A 17,939-nucleotide genomic window follows, 5' to 3' on the forward strand; every position below is an offset into this window, starting at 1 on the left:
CCAGACCCCAAAGGTCGAGCAGATCGTCGTCCCAATCGGCCGTGGGCGCCGCCAGGTCCATCAGTCCGGAATAGGAAGCATGGGTCGGCTCCATCGCGATGGCGCCGGTGAGGCACTGCCCGATATAGCCGTTGAGCATCGTCACCTGCGCGGTGCGCCGCCACGCTTCGGGCTCGTTCCGCCGGACCCAGTCCAGATTGGCGACCCAGCATGTCGACACGCTGACCCGGTTGCCGGTCCTTGCGCGATAATCCTCGCCGCCGTCGCCGACGACTTGCGAAAGCGAGGCATCGCCGCGGCCATCGAGATAGAGGATGCCCGGCCGGACCGGCCTTCCGTCCCTGTCCAGAAGTATGGTGGTCGGGCATGTCGAGGCAAGCCCTACGGAGACGATACCCGCCACCCGGCCGGCCACTTCCGAAATCGCCTGCGCAGTGGCCTGCCAATAACGCTCCAGCTCCATCTCGGCCCACAGCGCATGGGGCGTGACGACCGGGATCGGCCGATGGGCCTTGGCCAACAATGTGCCGTCGCGGTCGAAGGCGCAGACCTTGACCCCGCTCGTTCCCGCATCGATGCCGACAAACGCCTCACCCATTGCAGATGGCCACCTTCAAGCCCTTGCCGCCGCGCGCAAACTGAATGGCCTGGACCGCCTCGCTCATGTCGAAACGATGCGTGATCAGCCGACCCGTCGCAATCAGCCCGCTCCGCAAGAGGCTGAACGCCGTTTCATAGTCCACGCGGCGCAGCGCGCTGGCGCCCGTGACCGCGATCTCGTGATAATGAACCAGATTGACGTCGAAACTGGCCAGCGCGCCCTTGGAAAATCCGGCGAACAGATTGACCCGTCCCCCCTTGCGCACGAGCCCCAGAGCCTCGTTGGCCAGCGGCTCAAGGCCGATGGCGACGATCACCACGTCGGCGCCCAGACCGTCCGTCGCCGCATCGACGGCCTTTGAAACATCCTCACCGGAAGGATCGCAGACGATGAGCGCGCCCATCGCATGCGCCGCCTCGCGCCGTTCCACGTTCGGCTCGCTCACGATCACCGCGCGCGCGCCGGCACGCCGGGCCAGCGCCACATGCATCAGACCGATCGGGCCGGCGCCCAGGACCACGACCGCATCGCCGAGCGAAACGCCCACATTGCGCATTCCGTTGACACAGCACGCCAGCGGCTCGGCCAGTGCGGCGGTCTCGAAAGACATGCCCTCGGGAATGGGCATGACATTGCCGGCCTCCAGCGCCAGGGCCGGCAGCTTCACATATTCGGCAAAGCCGCCATCGAACTCGTAGCCGAGCGCCTGCCGGTTCAAACAGACATTTTCCCGGCCGCGCCGGCAATGGGCGCAACAGCGACACGGCATCACCGGGTTGACCGCAACCACCTGGCCGACCGCGAAATCGCGCACGTCCGCGCCGACATCGACGATCTCACCCGCCAGCTCATGCCCCAGAACCGACGGAAAACGCACCCCCCTGGTCTTGCGGCCGCTCACGATCCGAATATCGGTGCCGCACACCGTGGCCGCGCGAACGCGGAGCACGAGTTCGCCGGCGCCGGCCCGGGGCGTCACACGCTCCTCCAGCCGCAGTTCCTCGGGCGCATGCAGGACAGCGGCCTTCATGCGCCCAGTTCCTTTTCTTCCTCGACCGCCTGATCGAAAACGCGCAAAGCCCCGTCCACGTCCATATCCTGGTGCATCATCGCGTTGAGTGAGCGGATGACGGCGGCGGTTTGGCGATGCGACCAGACGAAGCGGCCATAGGTCACGCCGCCCATGCCGACATCGAGCGCTTCGCGCGTCATGCTCAGATAGTCCTCCAGCGTTTCGCCGGCCTCCCCGCCGGCCAGCGCAACGATGGCCGGACAGGCCGCGATCACCGACCGGAAACTCTCCGCCGAGCCCGTCCACAAAGTCTTGATGATGTCTACGCCCAGTTCGGCGCCCGCGCGGACGGCGTAGGCCAGCGCCTCGGCATCCTGCCGGTCTTTGACCAGGGCACCCTTGGGATAGATATGAGCGACGAGCGGCATTCCCGCCGCCGCCGCCTGCTTGGACATCTGACCGAGAAAGGTGAGTTGGCCGGCCTGGTCCGGACCACCGACGATGCAGCCCACCGAGATCGCGTCCGCGCCCAGGCGGACGGCTTCCTCGACATCGGCAACCGGCGCATCATAGGTCGGATGATAATGCACCGAATAGGCCGTTGCCTTCATGATGATCGAGGTCTGCCCGGCATAGGGCGCGAAAACCTTCTCCGCGATGCCCTTATGCATGGTGATGGCGTCGGGTTTGCCCGCAACGACGCGCTTCATGACCGAGCGTATATCGACCAGCCCCGGCAGCACCCCGCGTGTGATCGGGTGGTCCACCGTAACGGCGAGCATTCGGCCGGAGACGGGGTGAACGAGCCGGCTGAGCCGGACATCTTTGCCTAGGAACATGGCGGATCTTTCTGAATTTGAAATTGGTATAATCTTTTCTATCACCATCTCTTCTTTAAGAGAAGGAGTGTTGCAAATTGGTAAAATCAATTATCGAAGCGAGCGCGCAATCGGCGATTGGATTGATGATGGTCCGGAGAATGTGGAAATCGTCGATTACCACTGAGAGCAGGAGATGTTTTGATGGGTAGAACACCAATACACCCCGGCGAAATCCTGAAAGACGAACTTGCCGAAATGGGTATGAACGCAGCCGAACTTGCACTTCAGCTCAGGGTTCCGGAAAACCGGATTTCCGAAGTGATCCGTGGACGCCGAAATATCACAGCAGACACAGTGCTACGGCTTGGTAAGTGGTTTGGCAATTCGGCTGTATCTTGGATGAATCTTCGGAAAAGCTATGAGCTTCGCAAGGCGCAACGCGATGTTGGATCAGAGATAGATTCAGATACCAACCCGGGTTGCATAAGACCTCGGAGCGGTTCATTGGCAAGAATCCGTCATTTCAAAACACCCCTCGGGAATTCCCGCATGATCAGCCCTTCCCGACGACAACGGAGCCGGCAGGCGGACGAAGACCGACCTTGCCGGGGTTGAATAGATTGTCCGGATCCAATGCATCCTTAATCTGCTGAAGCGCCGCAAGACCGCCACCCAGTTCACGGGCCAGCCAACGATTACGGAAGACGCCAACGCCATGGTGGTGCGAGATCGAGCCGTCATGATCAAGGGTCAGTGACTGGATCGCCTCCCACATGGCATCATGCAGGGGCAGCGCCTTTTCCTGCGGCATCCGCGGCAATCGGATCGTCATGTACTGGCACGCGCCTTCGGGATAGATATGCGACCAATGGGCTCCGAAATGGGCGTCGGGGCAGATTGCACGCACCGCCTCGCCCATCGCGTCAAACATGGCAGGTATCGCGGACCACTTCCCGGTGACCTCGATTGTATCGTTGTAAAAGCCCTGCGCCTGCCATTTCGGGGAGAGCGCCACGTAGCGGCTCTTCTTCCACTGATCGTATATGTCCACGGGGCCGTCGACGGCCCCGTGCCGCGCGGCAATTTCAAGCGACATACGCTCTTCCAGCGCTGCCAGTCTCACGCTGCCGGAAAACATGAAGATCGCCAGGATCGGGTGCGTGCCGAAAACACCCTGGCCCCCGGTGCGTTCGTGGCTTTCGACCTGATCGTAGATACGGGCCACCGTCGGCCGCAGTTCAGCCTGCATGATTTCACGCACCGTGTCCCAGGCGGCCTGCAAAGACGGAAAAGCCAGCACGACTCCGTTTTCGACCTCGGGCAGCTTCCAGACACGCAGGGTCAATTCAGTGATGATGCCGTATACACCCTCGCTGCCGATCATGAGATCGCGCAAGGACGGGCCCACCGCGCGTCGCGACACGGGGCGGATGTCGATGCCGGATCCATCCGGCAGCAGCGCTTTCAGGCCCAACACGATGTCTTCAATCTTCCCGAACCGGCTTGAGGCTTGCCCTCCTCCGCGGCAGGCGGCCCAACCGCCCACCGTTGAAATCTCCAGGGATTGCGGAAAATGTCCGCATGTGTAGCCCCTGGAGTTCAGTTCAGCTTCAAACGCCCCTCCGTTCATCCCCGCCTGAACGGTCACCATCGCGTTTTCGGCATCCAGACTGACGATCCGATCCATGCGGCGCATATCGACCATGATCTCGTTGGAAATGGGGATCGTGGCACCCAGAACGCCGGAGCCGCTACCGAAGGGAATCACCTGAAGCCCGGACCGCCTTGCCAGTTGCGTGATCTTCCGGACCTCGTCGGCGTTGCCGGGACAAACCGCCATGCGCGGGGCGACACCTGCAAGCCGGCCTTCGCGCGCGACGTAATTCGCGAACGGAAGCCTGTCATGGGCGTAGTCACGTACCGATTTTTCGTCAGCCAGGACGTGCTGCGCCCCGACGATATCCGTCAGGGCCGCTGCGATTTCCGTATTTGTTCGGGCATTTTTCCGAGCCATATCCGGTTCCGACATTTTTGTTCCGCTCCGCAGTACACATAAGATAAAACAGCCAAATTCGCCTTTGAACAATCGTTTGTTCATGGCAAACATGAGGCAGCCGAATCATGATATCAAGAAACAATTCAGATCTTCCGCGGTCCGGTGGATGCCCGGGCAATCAAGGAGCCCGCCGGCAGGGCGGCGACAGCATCGGGCTTTTCGCCGTCCAGCAGGCGGATCAGGATCGTCGCGGCCACACGGCCCATTGCTTCCGTGGGCATGCTGATCGTGCTGAGCGCCGGGTACAGCATCTCGGCGATCGCTCCGTCATGCAACGCAATGATCGACATGCGTTCGGGGATCGGCCAGCCCGCTTCATGCAGCGTGGCCATGGCACCTGCGGCGGATACCATTGTCGCGGCCATCACCGCCGTTGCATCGCTCTCCATAAGGCCGAGCATGGCTTTTTTCCCGCCCTCAAAAGTATACCCGGCCTCTTCGACCAGGCTGTCGTCATAGTCTATGCCTGCTTCGCGCAAAGCATCGCGATAACCTTTCAGCCGCTCGTTCGCATTGAACCCGCCCGGACGTCCGCTAAGATGCGCTATTCGTCTGTGACCCAGCGAGATCAGATGGCTTGTGGCGCGCTTCGCGGCCTCACGGCTATCCAGAACAACCGCATAAGGCGCGCCCGGCAACTGGCGGTTCAGCAGAACATGGGGAACGTTTGCAGCGTCCAGGTCGGAGCGAAGGACTTCATCGTCATCCAGGCTTGCCACGAGCAGGCCATCGACCCTGCTGCGCTTTGACAGATTGGCTATTGTGGTTGCCGTTTCCCCTGGTTCCCGATGCGAGATCAGCAACGCGTACCCTTCGGCGAATGCCGCCTTCTGCGCGCCTCGAATCACCGCGGAAAACACCGGATTGTCCAACTGCGGCACAACGATGCCAAGCGTATGGGTTTTTGAGGTGCGCAAAGCCCGGGCAACCGAATTGGGAAGATATTCAAGTTCCCTGGCCGATTTGAGAATGCGGTCCCTGGTCTCGCTGCCGACACGCTGGGCCGCATCGCCCCGCAATACGCGCGAAGCCGTCGAAACGTCGACCCGTGCGCGTTTCGCCACGTCGATCAACGTTGCGCGTTGCTTTGAAGACTTCGGCATTTCAATCTTGCGTCTGTTGCCTTTTCTGAAGCAGCGACAAGGGTTCGCCACGGCCTCTTCCATGTCAACCTCAATTATTCTATCCGCTCCAGGCAACCCCGTGTCCATCGGATCAAGCAGCGTCGACCAGAAGAGCCATTGTCTTGCGCACGGCGGCCATGAAGGCGCGCAGTTCCACGATCAGGTCGCTTCCTTCATCAAAAATGAACCCGATTTCGTAGCGTCCCAGGTCAATCTCCACCGGTAAGGAGACGATGTTTCCCGCGGGTTCGAATTCGGCGATGAGCGCACTTCCGAACATCAGGTGATTTGCATCCTGAAGGATATTCAGGACGGCCGTCGTCGAGTCGCACTCGACGGCGAAGGTCAAGGGTTTTGCGTTGCTTCTAAGAACGATGCTCTCGAGCTCCTGCTTCTGGACGCTGTCGATTCCCAGTGCGACGAGCGGGAACTCGGCGACAGCTTCAAGCGGGATCGTACCTGCGTCCTGCTGCGCAAGCGGGTGGTTTCGCGCGCACATGATCGCGCGACGCGTCTGATAGATAGGCTCGCGGGTGAACTTGCTCGACGTGAACCGCGCCAGGGCATGGGCGGCGATATCGATCCGGTTCAACTCCAGATTTCGCAAAACCTCCTCGACCCCCAGCGTCTGGATCATCAGCCGGTGTCCAGGCAGGCGTGTCTGGAACAGTGGAATGGAGCGCGGGATGATGGTCATACCAAAGCCGACACCCGCACCCACGCGCAATGCCCTCGTGCCTGCCATGGTGCTGTTGCGGGCAAGCTCGACCGCATTTCGGTATTCGATCAGGACGCGCCGGGCGTGGCGCAGGAACGCCTCGCCCGCGGAGGTCAGTTCCGTGCCGCGGGTGTGGCGGGTGAACAGATCCGCGCCGACGGTCCGTTCGAGCCGGCGCATGTTCTTTGACAGGGCGGACTGGCTGACTCCGAGGTTGCGGGCCGCGCGCGTGATTCCCTGGGCCCGGTCGATTTCAACGAACTGACGAAGCACGGTGAGATTTGGCAAGTCGTATTCACGCATGGCAAGCCATTACCTCAGGTGATGGCTTTGGACAACCTTTGAGACTACTCAAATGAAAAAGGCCCCTATAACCTTCGAAAAACCGCCTCTTGCCACGGCCGATGATCGAACCGGTCGGCCTCAACGGAGAACTCGCGGTACTCAGGAAGGGAGGAAATAGCATGAAAACAGTATTGAACATCTCGGCGGCGTTGACCGTATTTCTGCCGGCATTCGCATCCGCGGCGGAAATCGAGTTCCTGTGCTACAACAACGGCAATGAATGCGAGGTCATTGCGGAACTGGCCGAACGCTTCACGGCCGAATCCGGTCATGTGGTCAACACCAATGTGGTGGCCTACACGGTCATTCGCGATCAGCTTCTGAACCAGCTTCAAACCGGCGACGCGGCGCCCGATGTGGCGCGGGTGACGGATCTGGGCGGCATGGCTCAGTTCTTTCTGGATCTGTCACCCTATGTCGACGTCTCGTTTTTCGAGACCGAATTCGGCACGATGCTGCCCTGGATGCGGCCCGAGGGCGACACCAAGGGCATATACGGCCTGCCCGGCTCGACCGTTACGGGGCCGTTCGTCAACGTCACCATGTTCGAAGACGCCGGCGTTGAAATCCCCGGCGCCGGCGCAACGTGGGACGAGTGGGTGACGGCCCTGACCGCGGTGAAAGAGACCCTCGGCCTCGATGCGGCCTTTGCGCTTGATCGCACGGGGCACCGCTTTGGCGGGCCGGCTTTCTCATACGGCGCCAGGTTCTTCGATGACGCAGGCGAACCGATCCTGGTCGATGACGGTTTCCGCACATTCGCCGAAACATTCGTCGACTGGCACAAGAGCGGCTTTATGCCGGAGGCCGGTTGGCCGGCGGGGTCGAGCACCCAATACCGAAATGCCGCGCCACTCTTCATGAACGAAGAGGTGGCGATGCACTTTGCCGGGTCCTGGATGATCAAGAACTACGACAGCAACATCTCGAACTTCGAGTGGAAGGCCGTGCCGGTTCCCTGCGGCGAAGGCGGCTGCGGCGCGATGGTCGGCGGGGCTGCGATAACCGGGTTCAAATCGACGAAGCACCCCGAGGCCGTGGCCGCCTTTATCGACTTCCTCGCCCGTCCGGAGATCGCACGGGAATACTATGCGAGGTCGCTGAACATTCCGGCACACGCGACCATTCAAAAGGAGGGCGTCGAATATGTCGGCGCGTCGGCCCGGGTGGCTGAGGCCCTCAACGTCTTTGGCGACAACGCATTGAAAGCCGCGACCACGACGCCGCAGGCCTTCGTGTTCCAGGGATACCCGAAGAACTTCGTGATTTTCGGGGCGATCCCCGAATACATGACAAAGGCGATCACGGGCGAGATGACGCTGGACGAGGCGCTGAGCGCCATGGATGCCGACATTGCCGCGAAGATCGCTGAGTGAACCGAAGCGGCAGCGGGAGGAAATCGTCCGGTGCTGAATTCCGCTCTCGTCAACAGTTGGACGATATCGCTCGTGGCCTATCTTGTGGTTGGGGTGCTTGTGTCCCAACCACACGGCGGCCTGGCCGACCGGTGCATGGCGGTGATCGGCTGGCCGGTGGAGCTTGCCCAGAAGATGGCGGGCGACGCGCCCTTGCCGTATCTCTTTCTCATCCCGAACATGCTGATCTTCGGCATGTTCACGTTTGCGCCCCTGTTTATCAATCTGGGTTTCTCCTTCACCGAGGGCGCGTCGATCAATTTCGACCAGCGGCCCTATGCCGGAGGCGACAACTGGGCGCGGCTTTTGAGCGATACCCAGATCGACACGGGAGGCGAGAACCGGGAAGACGACAAGTTTTACCGCTCGGTCATGGACACGGCGGTCTTTGTGGTTTTCCAGGTGCCGATCATGGTGTTTTTCGCCCTTGTCACGGCCCTGGTGCTCAACCGGAACATAATCGGGCGCGGCTTCTGGCGTTCGGTATATTTCTATCCGGTGATGCTCAGCCCCGTCGTGGTGGGCTTTCTTTGGACACTGATCCTGAAACGCCACGGCGTAATGTCGCTGACACTGATGGACTGGGGCTGGATCGACGCGCCGATCCAGTGGCTGGTGGATCCAAGCTGGACGATGTTCTGGTCGATATTCGTCTACACCTGGGCCCATCTGGGGTTCTACATGCTGATCCTGCTCGCCGGCCTGCAGTCGATCCCCGCCGATCTTTATGAGGCGGCCGAGATGGACGGCACCTCGGACTGGCGCAAGCTGACCCAGATCACGCTGCCTCTGCTGATGCCGACCTTGCTGGTGGTGATCGTCCTGTCCCTGATCAAGGCATTCCAGGCCTTTGAAGAGCTTTATGCCATGCAGGTACGGTGGGTTTCGGTGGTGAACTACATCTTCGAGACCTCCGGACTGCGAGGGACGCCGACAGCGCACGGGCTGGGTATTGCGGCGACGGCGGCCCTGATCATCGCGGTCCTCCTGGGCATTCTGTCGATGCTGCAGTTCCATCTGACGCGGGGGAAGTAGGCGGTGGGCGGCGTTGCTTCCTTTTTGACGAGGCGGCAGGGATACGGGCGGATGTCCCTGGCCGACTGGCTTGCCTACAGCTACCTGTTGCTGGGACTCCTGGTCATTTTCATCCCCGTCGCCTGGCTTGCCTTGAACTCCGTCAAGACACCCTTTCAGATCGAAAAACAGGACATCTCGCTTATCCCGGGCGATTTCGAGCGGGTGGGCCGGGCCACCGTCCACGGGCCGGAAGGGCGCAAGATCTTTATCCTGAAAGACATGCCGGACTGGGTTCTGACCTGGAGGTCCCTGAGCGAGGAGGAAAAAGCCTCGCTCGATGTGCGGGGCTTCCTGGAAACACAGTCGGGTGACACCTATTATGCGCTGCGCAGCCATCTGGGGCTGGTGGCCGAACAGGCTCTGGCCTTGATCGCCGAAAAGAACCTGCCTGACTGGACAAGGCGCTACGCGACCATGCCGGCGGCGTCGCGGGCCGAGGTGGACGTGGATGCCGCGCTGGCGCCGCTCTCGCAGGACGAACGGCGGCTGATGATGGAGTTCCTCGGCATCCCGCCATTCAGGGCCGCGTCGGTCGTCGCTCAGGTGCTGGTGATCGCGCCGCATCCGGACACCGGTGAGATCAAGGAATGGGCGGTTCCCGACGTGACGGCACGCAAGCCCTTCCTGCCCGGCCGGGCACTGGACGATCCATCGGGCCAAGTCGTGCGGCTGCCGGCACAAACCGTGTCGGCCGAGCGAAATGTTGCCTTTGAATGGGGCAATTACATCGCGCCTCTGCGCGGCACCAATGTCGGGGCCACGGTGAACTTCACCACCTGCATAACCAATTCGGTGCTGGTGACGGTCATCGCGACACTGTTGACGCTGCTGATCAACTCGATGGCCGCCTTTGCCCTGTCGAAGTATCAATTCCGCGGACAGGTTTTTTTCCTGACCATCGTGCTCGCGACCCTCCTTATTCCGCCGTCAATCGCGCTGGTCGGGCTCTTCAAGGCAATCAACGCGACGGGTCTGTCCGGCTCGATCTGGGGCGTCATCATCCCCGGGGCGGCAACGCCGGCCGGCGTGTTCCTCCTGCGTCAGTACATGCTGACGATCCCCGAGGAACTGATCGAGGCGGCGCGGATGGATGGCGCCAGCGAATGGAAAATCTACTGGAAAATCGTCCTGCCCCTGGCGCTGCCGGCCATTGCCGCGCTTGGCATCCTGTCCATCGTCTGGCGCTGGAATGACCTGATCACGCCGATGGTTGCCATTGCAACCGTCAAGGAGGCCTACACGATCCAGCTTTGCCTGCTGGAGTTTCAGGGAGAGCACGTCAATCAGGAACATTTCCGTCTTGCGATGACGGTCGTCAGCCTCATCCCGACGACCTTGGTTTTCGTGTTCCTGCAGCGTTACATCACCACCGGCATAGCCAATACGGGTATGAAGTGAATGGCCAAACTGGAACTCAGGAACCTCAAGAAATCCTACGGCACCGTCGAGGTCATTCACGGGATCGACCTGACGGTCGAGAGCGGTGAATTCTGCGTCTTCGTCGGACCGTCGGGTTGCGGAAAATCGACGCTTCTGCGGATGATCGCCGGACTTGAGAGCATAAGCGGTGGAGAGGTTTGCATCGACGGGGAAATCGTCAACCGCATCTCGGCGGCGAAACGGGGGCTGGCGATGGTGTTTCAGTCCTACGCGCTGTACCCGCACATGTCCGTTCGCCGGAACATGGGCTTCAGCCTGCAGAATGCGAAAATGCCCGCGGACGAGATCGAGGAGCGGGTCAGAGCGGCCGCCAGGATGCTGCAGATCGAACCGTATCTGGAGCGCAAGCCGGGGCAGCTTTCCGGCGGGCAGCGCCAGCGCGTGGCAATCGGCCGGGCGGTGGTCCGCGAGCCGAAAATCTTTCTGTTCGACGAGCCCCTGTCGAACCTCGACGCCGAACTGCGTGTCGCCACGCGCGGCGAAATCGCCGACCTGCACCGGCGGCTGGGCAACACGATGATCTATGTCACGCACGACCAGGTCGAGGCGATGACCCTGGCCGACCGTATCGCGGTCCTGCGAGACGGAACCCTTGAACAATTCGGGGCGCCGCTCGATCTGTTCAACGAGCCGGCGAACACTTTTGTGGCCGGTTTCATCGGCTCACCGAAGATGAACCTCCTGAATGCCGACGTTCTCGTTGAAGGCGATCGGCTTATCCTCAGGCTTCGCAACCGGGACGAGATCCGGCTGCCGGCCGACCGTTTTGCGCTGCGCGAAAGCGCGCCCGTTGTGTTCGGGGCGCGTCCCAGCGACATCGATGTTGTGACCGAGGGAGGAACCCCGCTGGCGGTTACAACGGTTGAACAACTGGGAACCGAAACCTTCATCTTCGGAGAGCTTGAAGGCGGTGCCAGGCTTACGGTCAGCGTCCAGGGCCAAATGCGTCTGGCGCGGGGCGACCGCATCGCGGTTGCGCCCAAACCGGATCGTGTTCACCTTTTCGACGCGCGCACCGGCACGACATTGCGGGCACGCCAGGATGAAACCGATGCCGATCACAGGCGACGGTTTCGTTGAAGCTGCGGGCGCGAAGGCCAGGTTCGGCCGGGCGCGGGGCCCGTCACAGGGCAGCCCGGCGGTGGCGGCATGGAAAACTGGCGATCTGAATTCAGTCATTCAAGGGAGTTTGGAATGGGCAAAAGCTACGGTATCCTCGGCGCCGGTTTCATGGGCCAGGAGCACATACGCAACCTGGCGTTCGTCGAGGGGTGCGAAGTCACGGCCTTTTTCGAACCCGACGAAGGGATGCGCGCTGCCACACAGGCGCTTGTACCGCGGGCCCAGGCGGTCGACTCGCTTGAGGATTTGATGCGCAGGCCTGAGCTTGACGCCCTGGTCATTGCGACGCCCAACTACCAGCACGCCGAGCAGCTTTCCCGGATAGCAACACTGCGGCAACTGCCGCTCCTGGTGGAAAAACCCCTGGTGATGCGGGCGGAAGACCGGGAAATTGTCGCGCAACTGGAACGGTCCTACACCGCTCCGATCTGGGTCGGAATGGAGTATCGGTTCATGCCGCCGATCCAGCGCTTCCTTGAAGAACTGGAGGCGGCCACGGGCGGCGTCAAACACCTGAGCATCCGCGAGCATCGTTTTCCGTTTCTGGACAAGGTCGGCGCCTGGAACCGTCGCAACAGTAAAACCGGCGGCACGCTGGTGGAGAAATGCTGCCACTTCTTCGACCTGATGCGCCTGATCGTGGGAGACGAGCCGGTGCGCGTGATGGGGTCGGGCTGGCAGGCGGTGAATCACAAGGATGAGGCGCAACCGTCGGATATCTGGGATGCCGCCTTTGCGGTGGTGGACTTTTCCAGGGGTACGCGGGCGATGCTGGACCTGTGCATGTTCGCGGAAGGGGCGCAATGGCAGGAGGAAATAACGGCCGTCGGCCCCAAGGGGCGTATCGATTGCCTGATCCCCATGCCGGCCAAGCTGTGGCCCGAACACCGGGGACCGCGTCCTAATCCCAAGCTCGTCCTCCTGCCCCGCGACAAAAGCCGCCAGATCGAAATTGACCTGCCCGTTGACGACTACCTTGACGCCGCCGGAGACCACCACGGCTCGACCTATTTCCAGCATCTGGCCTTTCGCAACATGCTGGAGAAGGGCGGCACACCCGTTGTAGGCCTGCGCGACGGCTGGCTGGCGGTCAAGATGGGCATGGCGGCGCAGACCTCTTCGGAAACCGGCTGCGCGGTGCAGATCACCACGGACCAGTAACCTTCCAGGCAGCCGCCGCGAACCCGCGAAGCCGGGCAACCCCAACGGTCTGCAGCAAGTCCGAACGCCGTTTGACCTGTTAGCACCAATGCAAGTGTGCCGGAGAGACTTGTTGCGGAGTTGACGGCAAACGTCGTCAACAGGGTTATGAAAGCGCCGAAAAATCCGCGCGGCCACGAGCAAAAACCATCAACAAAGCCAGCGCAGCAAGGCTTCCCATGTTGAATGGAGCATGTTGCTATGGCGCGCCAATGCGTCATTGAAATGCACAAGCAAAGAAACAAAGCATCCGCTTCCAAGTGGAATGAGCAGATAGAGCGGGTTCGGGCGGTGGATCGACACTTGCGAGATCATATGTGCGAATTATCCGGCATTCGTCAGTGAAAACATTGATTCCGCGAAGGCGCGAATTTAGATTCTCTCAATGCGAGAATTGAACCGAATCCATCTGTCAGGTTTACGGGCCATTGAATCCGTCGGGCGGCTGGGGTCGCTTGCCGGAGCCGCAAAAGAGCTGGGCGTAACCGCGGGTGCCGTTAGTCAGCGAATCAACAAGACTGAGGAAGCTTTGAAGTGCAAGCTCTTCATTCGCACCTCGAAAGGACTTGTACCCAACGAAATCGGCGAGAAAGTGCTTCACCAACTGACGGATGGCATGGCCAGTCTGGCTTCTGCGGTTTCCCTTGCCGATCGATCATTGGCAACATCGCTGACCGTGTCGGTGATGCCTGTCTTCGCTAACCGCTGGCTGGTGTGGCAGTTGCCCAGGTTCACGGCGCTTTTTCCGCACGTGCATATCCAAATCGATTCAGACGACCGGGACGTTCATCCTGAGCAACTGCAGACGGACTTGCGGATTCGCTTCGGCAAGGGATCGTGGCCCGGCGTTGAAGCGGAACCGCTACTGGAACAGAGGGTTTTTCCGGTCTGCTCGCCAGATGTGGCCGCTCGTCTTGCCGAGCCGAACGACCTGAGGTCCGTCCCAATCATCCGCGGTGGATTCCTGCCCGGCACCTGGGACATGTGGTTGCATCCTTATGAAATGACCGAGGCGATGCTTTCCAATGGGCCAAAGTTCACCGATCCGTCTCTTTGTCTTGACGCAGCAATGAGCGGGCAAGGTGTCTACATGGCGTCGGAAATCCTCGCGTGCCGCTCGATCGAACTTGGTCATCTTGTGGAACCTTTTGATGACCGTCGCTCCACGGGCTTCGGGCTATGGTCGATCGTTGGCAGGGCCAGTGCTCACAAGAAGGATGTCATGAGATTTAAGTCCTGGCTAAAGGAAGAAATGTCCCGTGCTGTCTGTTCCTGGCGGAAGGCTTAGATGTGAGTTGCGATTAGATTGACGCATTTGACCGCGGCGAGGAAACAGGCCCTGGAACACCGCGCCGGGTTAGAGGAACCACCCGGTCGGCAATGGTACGCTCAGGAGGTTCCTGAAGCCGAAGGTGAATATGATGATCGTCGCCAGCACACCAAGAGTGAGAAACAGCCAGAACTGACGTGAGGCCGTGCCGTGTTGTGCAACCATCATCAACGCGACGCCCATCAGCAAACCGGCGGCGCCGAAGCCGACCGTCGAAATGATCGCAACGGTGCCCAGCATGATCACGGGAACTGCGATGCGCCGAAAGACCGATCCTTCGGCGGTCTCCTCGACGACATCGCGGACAATCAGCAGCTTGACGATCGCGACCGCGACGAAAAACAGCATGCCGTAGGCAATGGTCTGCGGAAAGACTGCCGCATCGGCGTTCAGCGATGCACTTTGAATGACGACCACAAGCCCGATCGCACCGAAGATCACGTAGGAAACCAGATCCCGCAAGACCGCGCCTGCGGGTGCATGTTCCCGGTCAACAATCGGCTCCAGCGACGAGCGCATGACCAGACGCCGGATTTGCGGCAGGAAGGGATAGATAAAGCTCACCAGCGTCATCGCTATGATGACCATGGACAGCGGGCGTCCGAAAAACTGTCCCCACAAATCGCCGACGGCATCGCCGATCGTCCAGCCTTGCACAAAGCCCTGTTCGGCAATGCGGCCCAGAATAAGCCCCAGGACGATGGGCGAAACGGAAAAACCGCGCTTTGTGGCGACCCAGCCGATGATCCCGAGGATCACCATGATTGCGATATCGGAAATGCTGTTGCGGATCGCAAAGGTTCCGATGACGGTCATGAAGGCGACAACCGGAACAAGCGCCGATTTGGGCGCCCGCACGATCGCGCCATAGGCAAAACGCCCGATCAGCAGGCCGACGGGCAGCATCAGGACCGTTGCCAGGAACAGGCCGAAGATGAATGTGTAGACGATGTTTGCGCCGTCGGCGAAAAGCGTCGGCCCGGTACGCACACCCTGCACCAGCAAGGCACCGAGAATGACGGCATCGGGAGGCGTACCTGGAATCCCGAGCACAAGCGTCGGAATGAATCCGCCGCCGACGGTCGCATTGTTGGCGGACTCGGTCGCAACGATGCCGCCGGGGTTGCCTTCGCCGAACTTTTCTTCACCCTTGCCCTGCCGCCGTGCTTCCGAATAGGCGACAAGCCCCGCGATCGAACCACCGGCACCGGGCAGGGCGCCGACCAGGGTTCCGATGACCGAACTGCGCAGCACGTTGAACTTGTTCACCATCATTTTGCCGAACGCTTCCGGCAGTCGAAATCCGCGGCCCTTTTCCGGTGCTTCGAGATGGCGGGCAGGCGTCGCCACCAGATCGATCAGGACCGGGATACAATAAAGCCCGATCAGCGCCGAGACGATTTCGATGCCGCCGAGAAGCGTTTGCGAACCGAAGGTGAATCGCACTTCCGCGCTCGTTTCCGAGATCCCGATCATCGACAGCAGAAGACCGAAACAGGCGGCAATGACGCCTTTCAGAAAATCACCGGTCGACAGGGCGGCGATGAGCGACAGCCCGAATATGGCAAGCCAGAAATACTCCACCGGGCCAAAGGCGAGCGCTGCTTCGGCAAGCGGCGGCGCCAGCAACAGGAGCGCAAGAGCACCCACCAGGCCGCCGACGACCGATGACAGACAGGCAACCGAGACGGCCAGGTCGCCGTCACCCCGGCGCGCCATGGGGTAGCCATCGAATGTGGTGGCGATGGCAGACGGGGTGCCCGGCGTGTTGAGCAGGATCGCGGCGTAAGCACCGCCATAAATCGCGCCGGTATAGATGGCACCCATCAGGATCAAGGCGCTGTCGGGTGACATGGAAAAGGTGATGGGCACCAGCACCGCCACTGCCATGGTGGCGGTCAGGCCGGGGATGGAGCCGATAATGGTTCCGGCGGCGACCCCTGCAAGGGCCAGGATGAGGTTGAACGGCGTAAATGCCGAAAGAATATACTCGACCATGGAGCGGCTCCGCTGTACCCGGCTATCTGGCGGTCAGGCAGTCAACTTGTCATGCAGAAACGGGTGGTAAGGAGCGGCCCCGGAAGGCCGCCCCTTGAAAAGCGTTCAGTTGATGACGCCGGCGCTTTTCGCGGCGGCGGTGTATTCTTCCGCGCGCGCCGCAAGCCATGCATCCATGTCGGGGCCATAGCCGATATCCAGCAGAGCGAAGCCGCCGTCCAGCATCTGCTTCTGGAATGCCGGGTCGGCGTTGATCTCGGCAATCATGTCCGACAGCTTCCGGCGGACGTCTTCCGGGGTTGAGCTGGGAACGGAAATGCCGCGATAGGCGCCGGAAACGATATCAAATCCAAGCTCCCTGAACGTCGGCACATCCGGGAACGACGGATGGCGTTCGTCCATGGCGACGGCAAGCATCCGGACCTTGTCTCCCTGCTTTGCGCCGACCGTCGTGTAACCCCACTGAGCACCGACCTGATTTCCGAGCAACGCCGTTGTCGAAGCGCCGGTTCCCTTGAAGGCGACATAGGTGGTCTCGACATCCGCAAGCCGATCGAACCGGACCTGCGCCAGATGGTTGGCGGTTCCCTTTCCGGAACCTGACATGGTCAGTTTTTTCGGATTGGCCTTTGCGAAGTCAATCAGGTCCTGCAGCGACTTGATATCGCTGTCGGCGTTCACGACAATCGCATCCGGAGTGTAGTGAAACATGTAGATCGCGGTGATGTCGTCGGTCTCGAAGCCGACGTCACCCTGTTGCGGCTTGATGACGATATGCGGAAGGTTGATGCCCATGATGGAATAGCCGTCGCCCGCCATCGAATTGAGCTGTGACCAGCCAACGGCACCGCCGCCGCCGGGCTTATAGGAAACCACCAGATCCTGGCCGAACTTGTCCTTGAAATAGGGCTGCTGCAACCGTGCCGTTATGTCTGACTCGCCGCCGGGGCCAAACGGGATCACATAGTCGACGGACTTGGCCGGAAAGTCCTCGGCAATTGCAGGAAGGCTTGCCAGTCCCAGCGATGCAGTGCCCAGCAAGGCAAAAAAAGCGTTTTTGATCATCATGTCTCCTCCATATTTGTGCTCAGCCCATGATCGGCTGAGGCGATTGGATTGCCTTATATAGGCGTTTTGACTCCAAGTTCTCCGGCGTAAAATTCCCTCGCATTTGTCGCAAACGCACGGGCTTTTGAGCAAAGCCCGACATCGTCGCCGACAAGCCTCGGAAAACCCCACAGGACCGTGTTGTCGCTACATAACCAGAACTGGAGGTTTGTATCAACCTTCGGGTGCAGTCCAATCCATTCCGGAGACACAGGTGACACTTTAGAGCGAGGGTGCCCTGGAAGGAGTGTAACGTTATGGATGAGCGGCTCAAATTCATCGTGCGGCCGACAACGCCTTCAGCAAGGCAACGCGCGACCACATTTTCGAAGACTTTGTGAAACAGATCGCTGTCCCGAAAACGACCGTGGCGGTTCTTGGAAAACGTCGTGGATACCGTTGGTGCTTTCGACGATCCAGCGGGCTCTTTTGCTCCGCAAGCCAGCGGCCGAGAACTCGCACCGTAATCCAGTCTCACCTGCCAGCGGGATGCGTTTATCCAACAAGACGGTATTGTCCCGCCTTGTTCCTGAGAAAAGGCAGACCTTTTCCCATGACGTCTTCGAAGGAGGC

At 60.6% G+C, this 17,939-nt stretch carries 16 protein-coding genes; 8 read left to right on the forward strand and 8 right to left on the reverse strand.

Translation table 11 applies throughout. The features are described 5' to 3' along the window. From AC5E6N_RS16825 to AC5E6N_RS16835, 3 genes are all read right to left on the reverse strand, one after another. The coding region (locus AC5E6N_RS16825) for a xylulokinase (RefSeq protein ID WP_491748901.1) at nt 1-598 on the reverse strand (598 nt) is incomplete at its 3' end. Continuing rightward, nucleotides 591-1,631, reverse strand: a complete 1,041-nt coding sequence (locus AC5E6N_RS16830; RefSeq protein WP_491748902.1) for an alcohol dehydrogenase catalytic domain-containing protein — start codon at nt 1,629-1,631, stop codon at nt 591-593. The genes AC5E6N_RS16825 and AC5E6N_RS16830, both read right to left, overlap by 8 nt. Further along, complete coding sequence (locus AC5E6N_RS16835) at nt 1,628-2,452, reverse strand: class I fructose-bisphosphate aldolase (RefSeq protein ID WP_491748903.1); 825 nt, start codon at nt 2,450-2,452, stop codon at nt 1,628-1,630. Before AC5E6N_RS16835 ends, AC5E6N_RS16830 begins: the two co-directional genes overlap by 4 nt. Here AC5E6N_RS16835 and AC5E6N_RS16840 point away from each other — a divergent pair. Together AC5E6N_RS16840 and AC5E6N_RS16845 are read left to right on the forward strand one after the other, a co-directional pair. After that, entirely contained in the window at nt 2,451-2,618 is a 168-nt protein-coding gene (locus AC5E6N_RS16840; RefSeq protein ID WP_491748904.1) for a hypothetical protein, read from the forward strand. The genes AC5E6N_RS16835 and AC5E6N_RS16840 overlap by 2 nt on opposite strands. A gap of 17 nt (nt 2,619-2,635) precedes the next feature. Further along, on the forward strand, nt 2,636-3,049 hold the full coding sequence (locus tag AC5E6N_RS16845; protein WP_491748905.1) for a HigA family addiction module antitoxin: 414 nt from the start codon (nt 2,636-2,638) through the stop codon (nt 3,047-3,049). Here the strand turns inward: AC5E6N_RS16845 and AC5E6N_RS16850 are convergent. From AC5E6N_RS16850 to AC5E6N_RS16860, 3 genes are all read right to left on the reverse strand, one after another. Then, complete coding sequence (locus AC5E6N_RS16850; RefSeq protein WP_491748906.1) at nt 2,988-4,448, reverse strand: FAD-binding oxidoreductase; 1,461 nt, start codon at nt 4,446-4,448, stop codon at nt 2,988-2,990. The two genes, AC5E6N_RS16845 and AC5E6N_RS16850, sit on opposite strands and share 62 nt — an antisense overlap. Before the next feature lie 125 nt (nt 4,449-4,573). After that, nucleotides 4,574-5,593 (reverse strand): LacI family DNA-binding transcriptional regulator, encoded by a 1,020-nt coding sequence (locus AC5E6N_RS16855; protein ID WP_491748907.1) that lies wholly within the window; start codon nt 5,591-5,593, stop codon nt 4,574-4,576. Between the two features lie 112 nt (nt 5,594-5,705). After that, nucleotides 5,706-6,635, reverse strand: a complete 930-nt coding sequence (locus tag AC5E6N_RS16860; protein WP_491748908.1) for a LysR family transcriptional regulator — start codon at nt 6,633-6,635, stop codon at nt 5,706-5,708. A 161-nt stretch (nt 6,636-6,796) separates the two neighbouring features. On the opposite strand from AC5E6N_RS16860, the gene AC5E6N_RS16865 reads away from it, so the two are divergent. From AC5E6N_RS16865 to AC5E6N_RS16890, 6 genes are all read left to right on the forward strand, one after another. Then, the gene (locus tag AC5E6N_RS16865) at nt 6,797-8,053 is read left to right on the forward strand and encodes an ABC transporter substrate-binding protein (protein WP_491748909.1); all 1,257 of its coding nucleotides are present in this window, start codon (nt 6,797-6,799) and stop codon (nt 8,051-8,053) included. A gap of 30 nt (nt 8,054-8,083) precedes the next feature. Beyond that, nucleotides 8,084-9,127, forward strand: coding sequence for a carbohydrate ABC transporter permease (locus AC5E6N_RS16870; protein ID WP_491748910.1), 1,044 nt, complete (start codon nt 8,084-8,086; stop codon nt 9,125-9,127). A gap of 51 nt (nt 9,128-9,178) precedes the next feature. After that, entirely contained in the window at nt 9,179-10,567 is a 1,389-nt protein-coding gene (locus AC5E6N_RS16875; protein WP_491748911.1) for a carbohydrate ABC transporter permease, read from the forward strand. After that, complete coding sequence (locus AC5E6N_RS16880) at nt 10,568-11,689, forward strand: ABC transporter ATP-binding protein (protein ID WP_491690544.1); 1,122 nt, start codon at nt 10,568-10,570, stop codon at nt 11,687-11,689. 114 nt (nt 11,690-11,803) lie between these two features. After that, nucleotides 11,804-12,892, forward strand: a complete 1,089-nt coding sequence (locus AC5E6N_RS16885; protein WP_491748912.1) for a Gfo/Idh/MocA family protein — start codon at nt 11,804-11,806, stop codon at nt 12,890-12,892. 424 nt (nt 12,893-13,316) lie between these two features. Further along, nucleotides 13,317-14,219 (forward strand): LysR substrate-binding domain-containing protein, encoded by a 903-nt coding sequence (locus AC5E6N_RS16890; RefSeq protein ID WP_491748913.1) that lies wholly within the window; start codon nt 13,317-13,319, stop codon nt 14,217-14,219. A 69-nt stretch (nt 14,220-14,288) separates the two neighbouring features. Here AC5E6N_RS16890 and AC5E6N_RS16895 read toward each other — a convergent pair whose 3' ends face one another. Together AC5E6N_RS16895 and AC5E6N_RS16900 are read right to left on the reverse strand one after the other, a co-directional pair. After that, a complete protein-coding gene (locus tag AC5E6N_RS16895; protein ID WP_491748914.1) occupies nt 14,289-16,259 on the reverse strand; it encodes a tripartite tricarboxylate transporter permease in 1,971 nt (656 codons plus the stop codon). Nucleotides 16,260-16,364: 105 nt separating this feature from the next. Next, entirely contained in the window at nt 16,365-17,324 is a 960-nt protein-coding gene (locus tag AC5E6N_RS16900) for a Bug family tripartite tricarboxylate transporter substrate binding protein (RefSeq protein WP_491748915.1), read from the reverse strand. Between the last annotated feature and the right edge of the window lie 615 nt (nt 17,325-17,939).

Source organism: Hoeflea sp. (assembly GCF_984452065.1).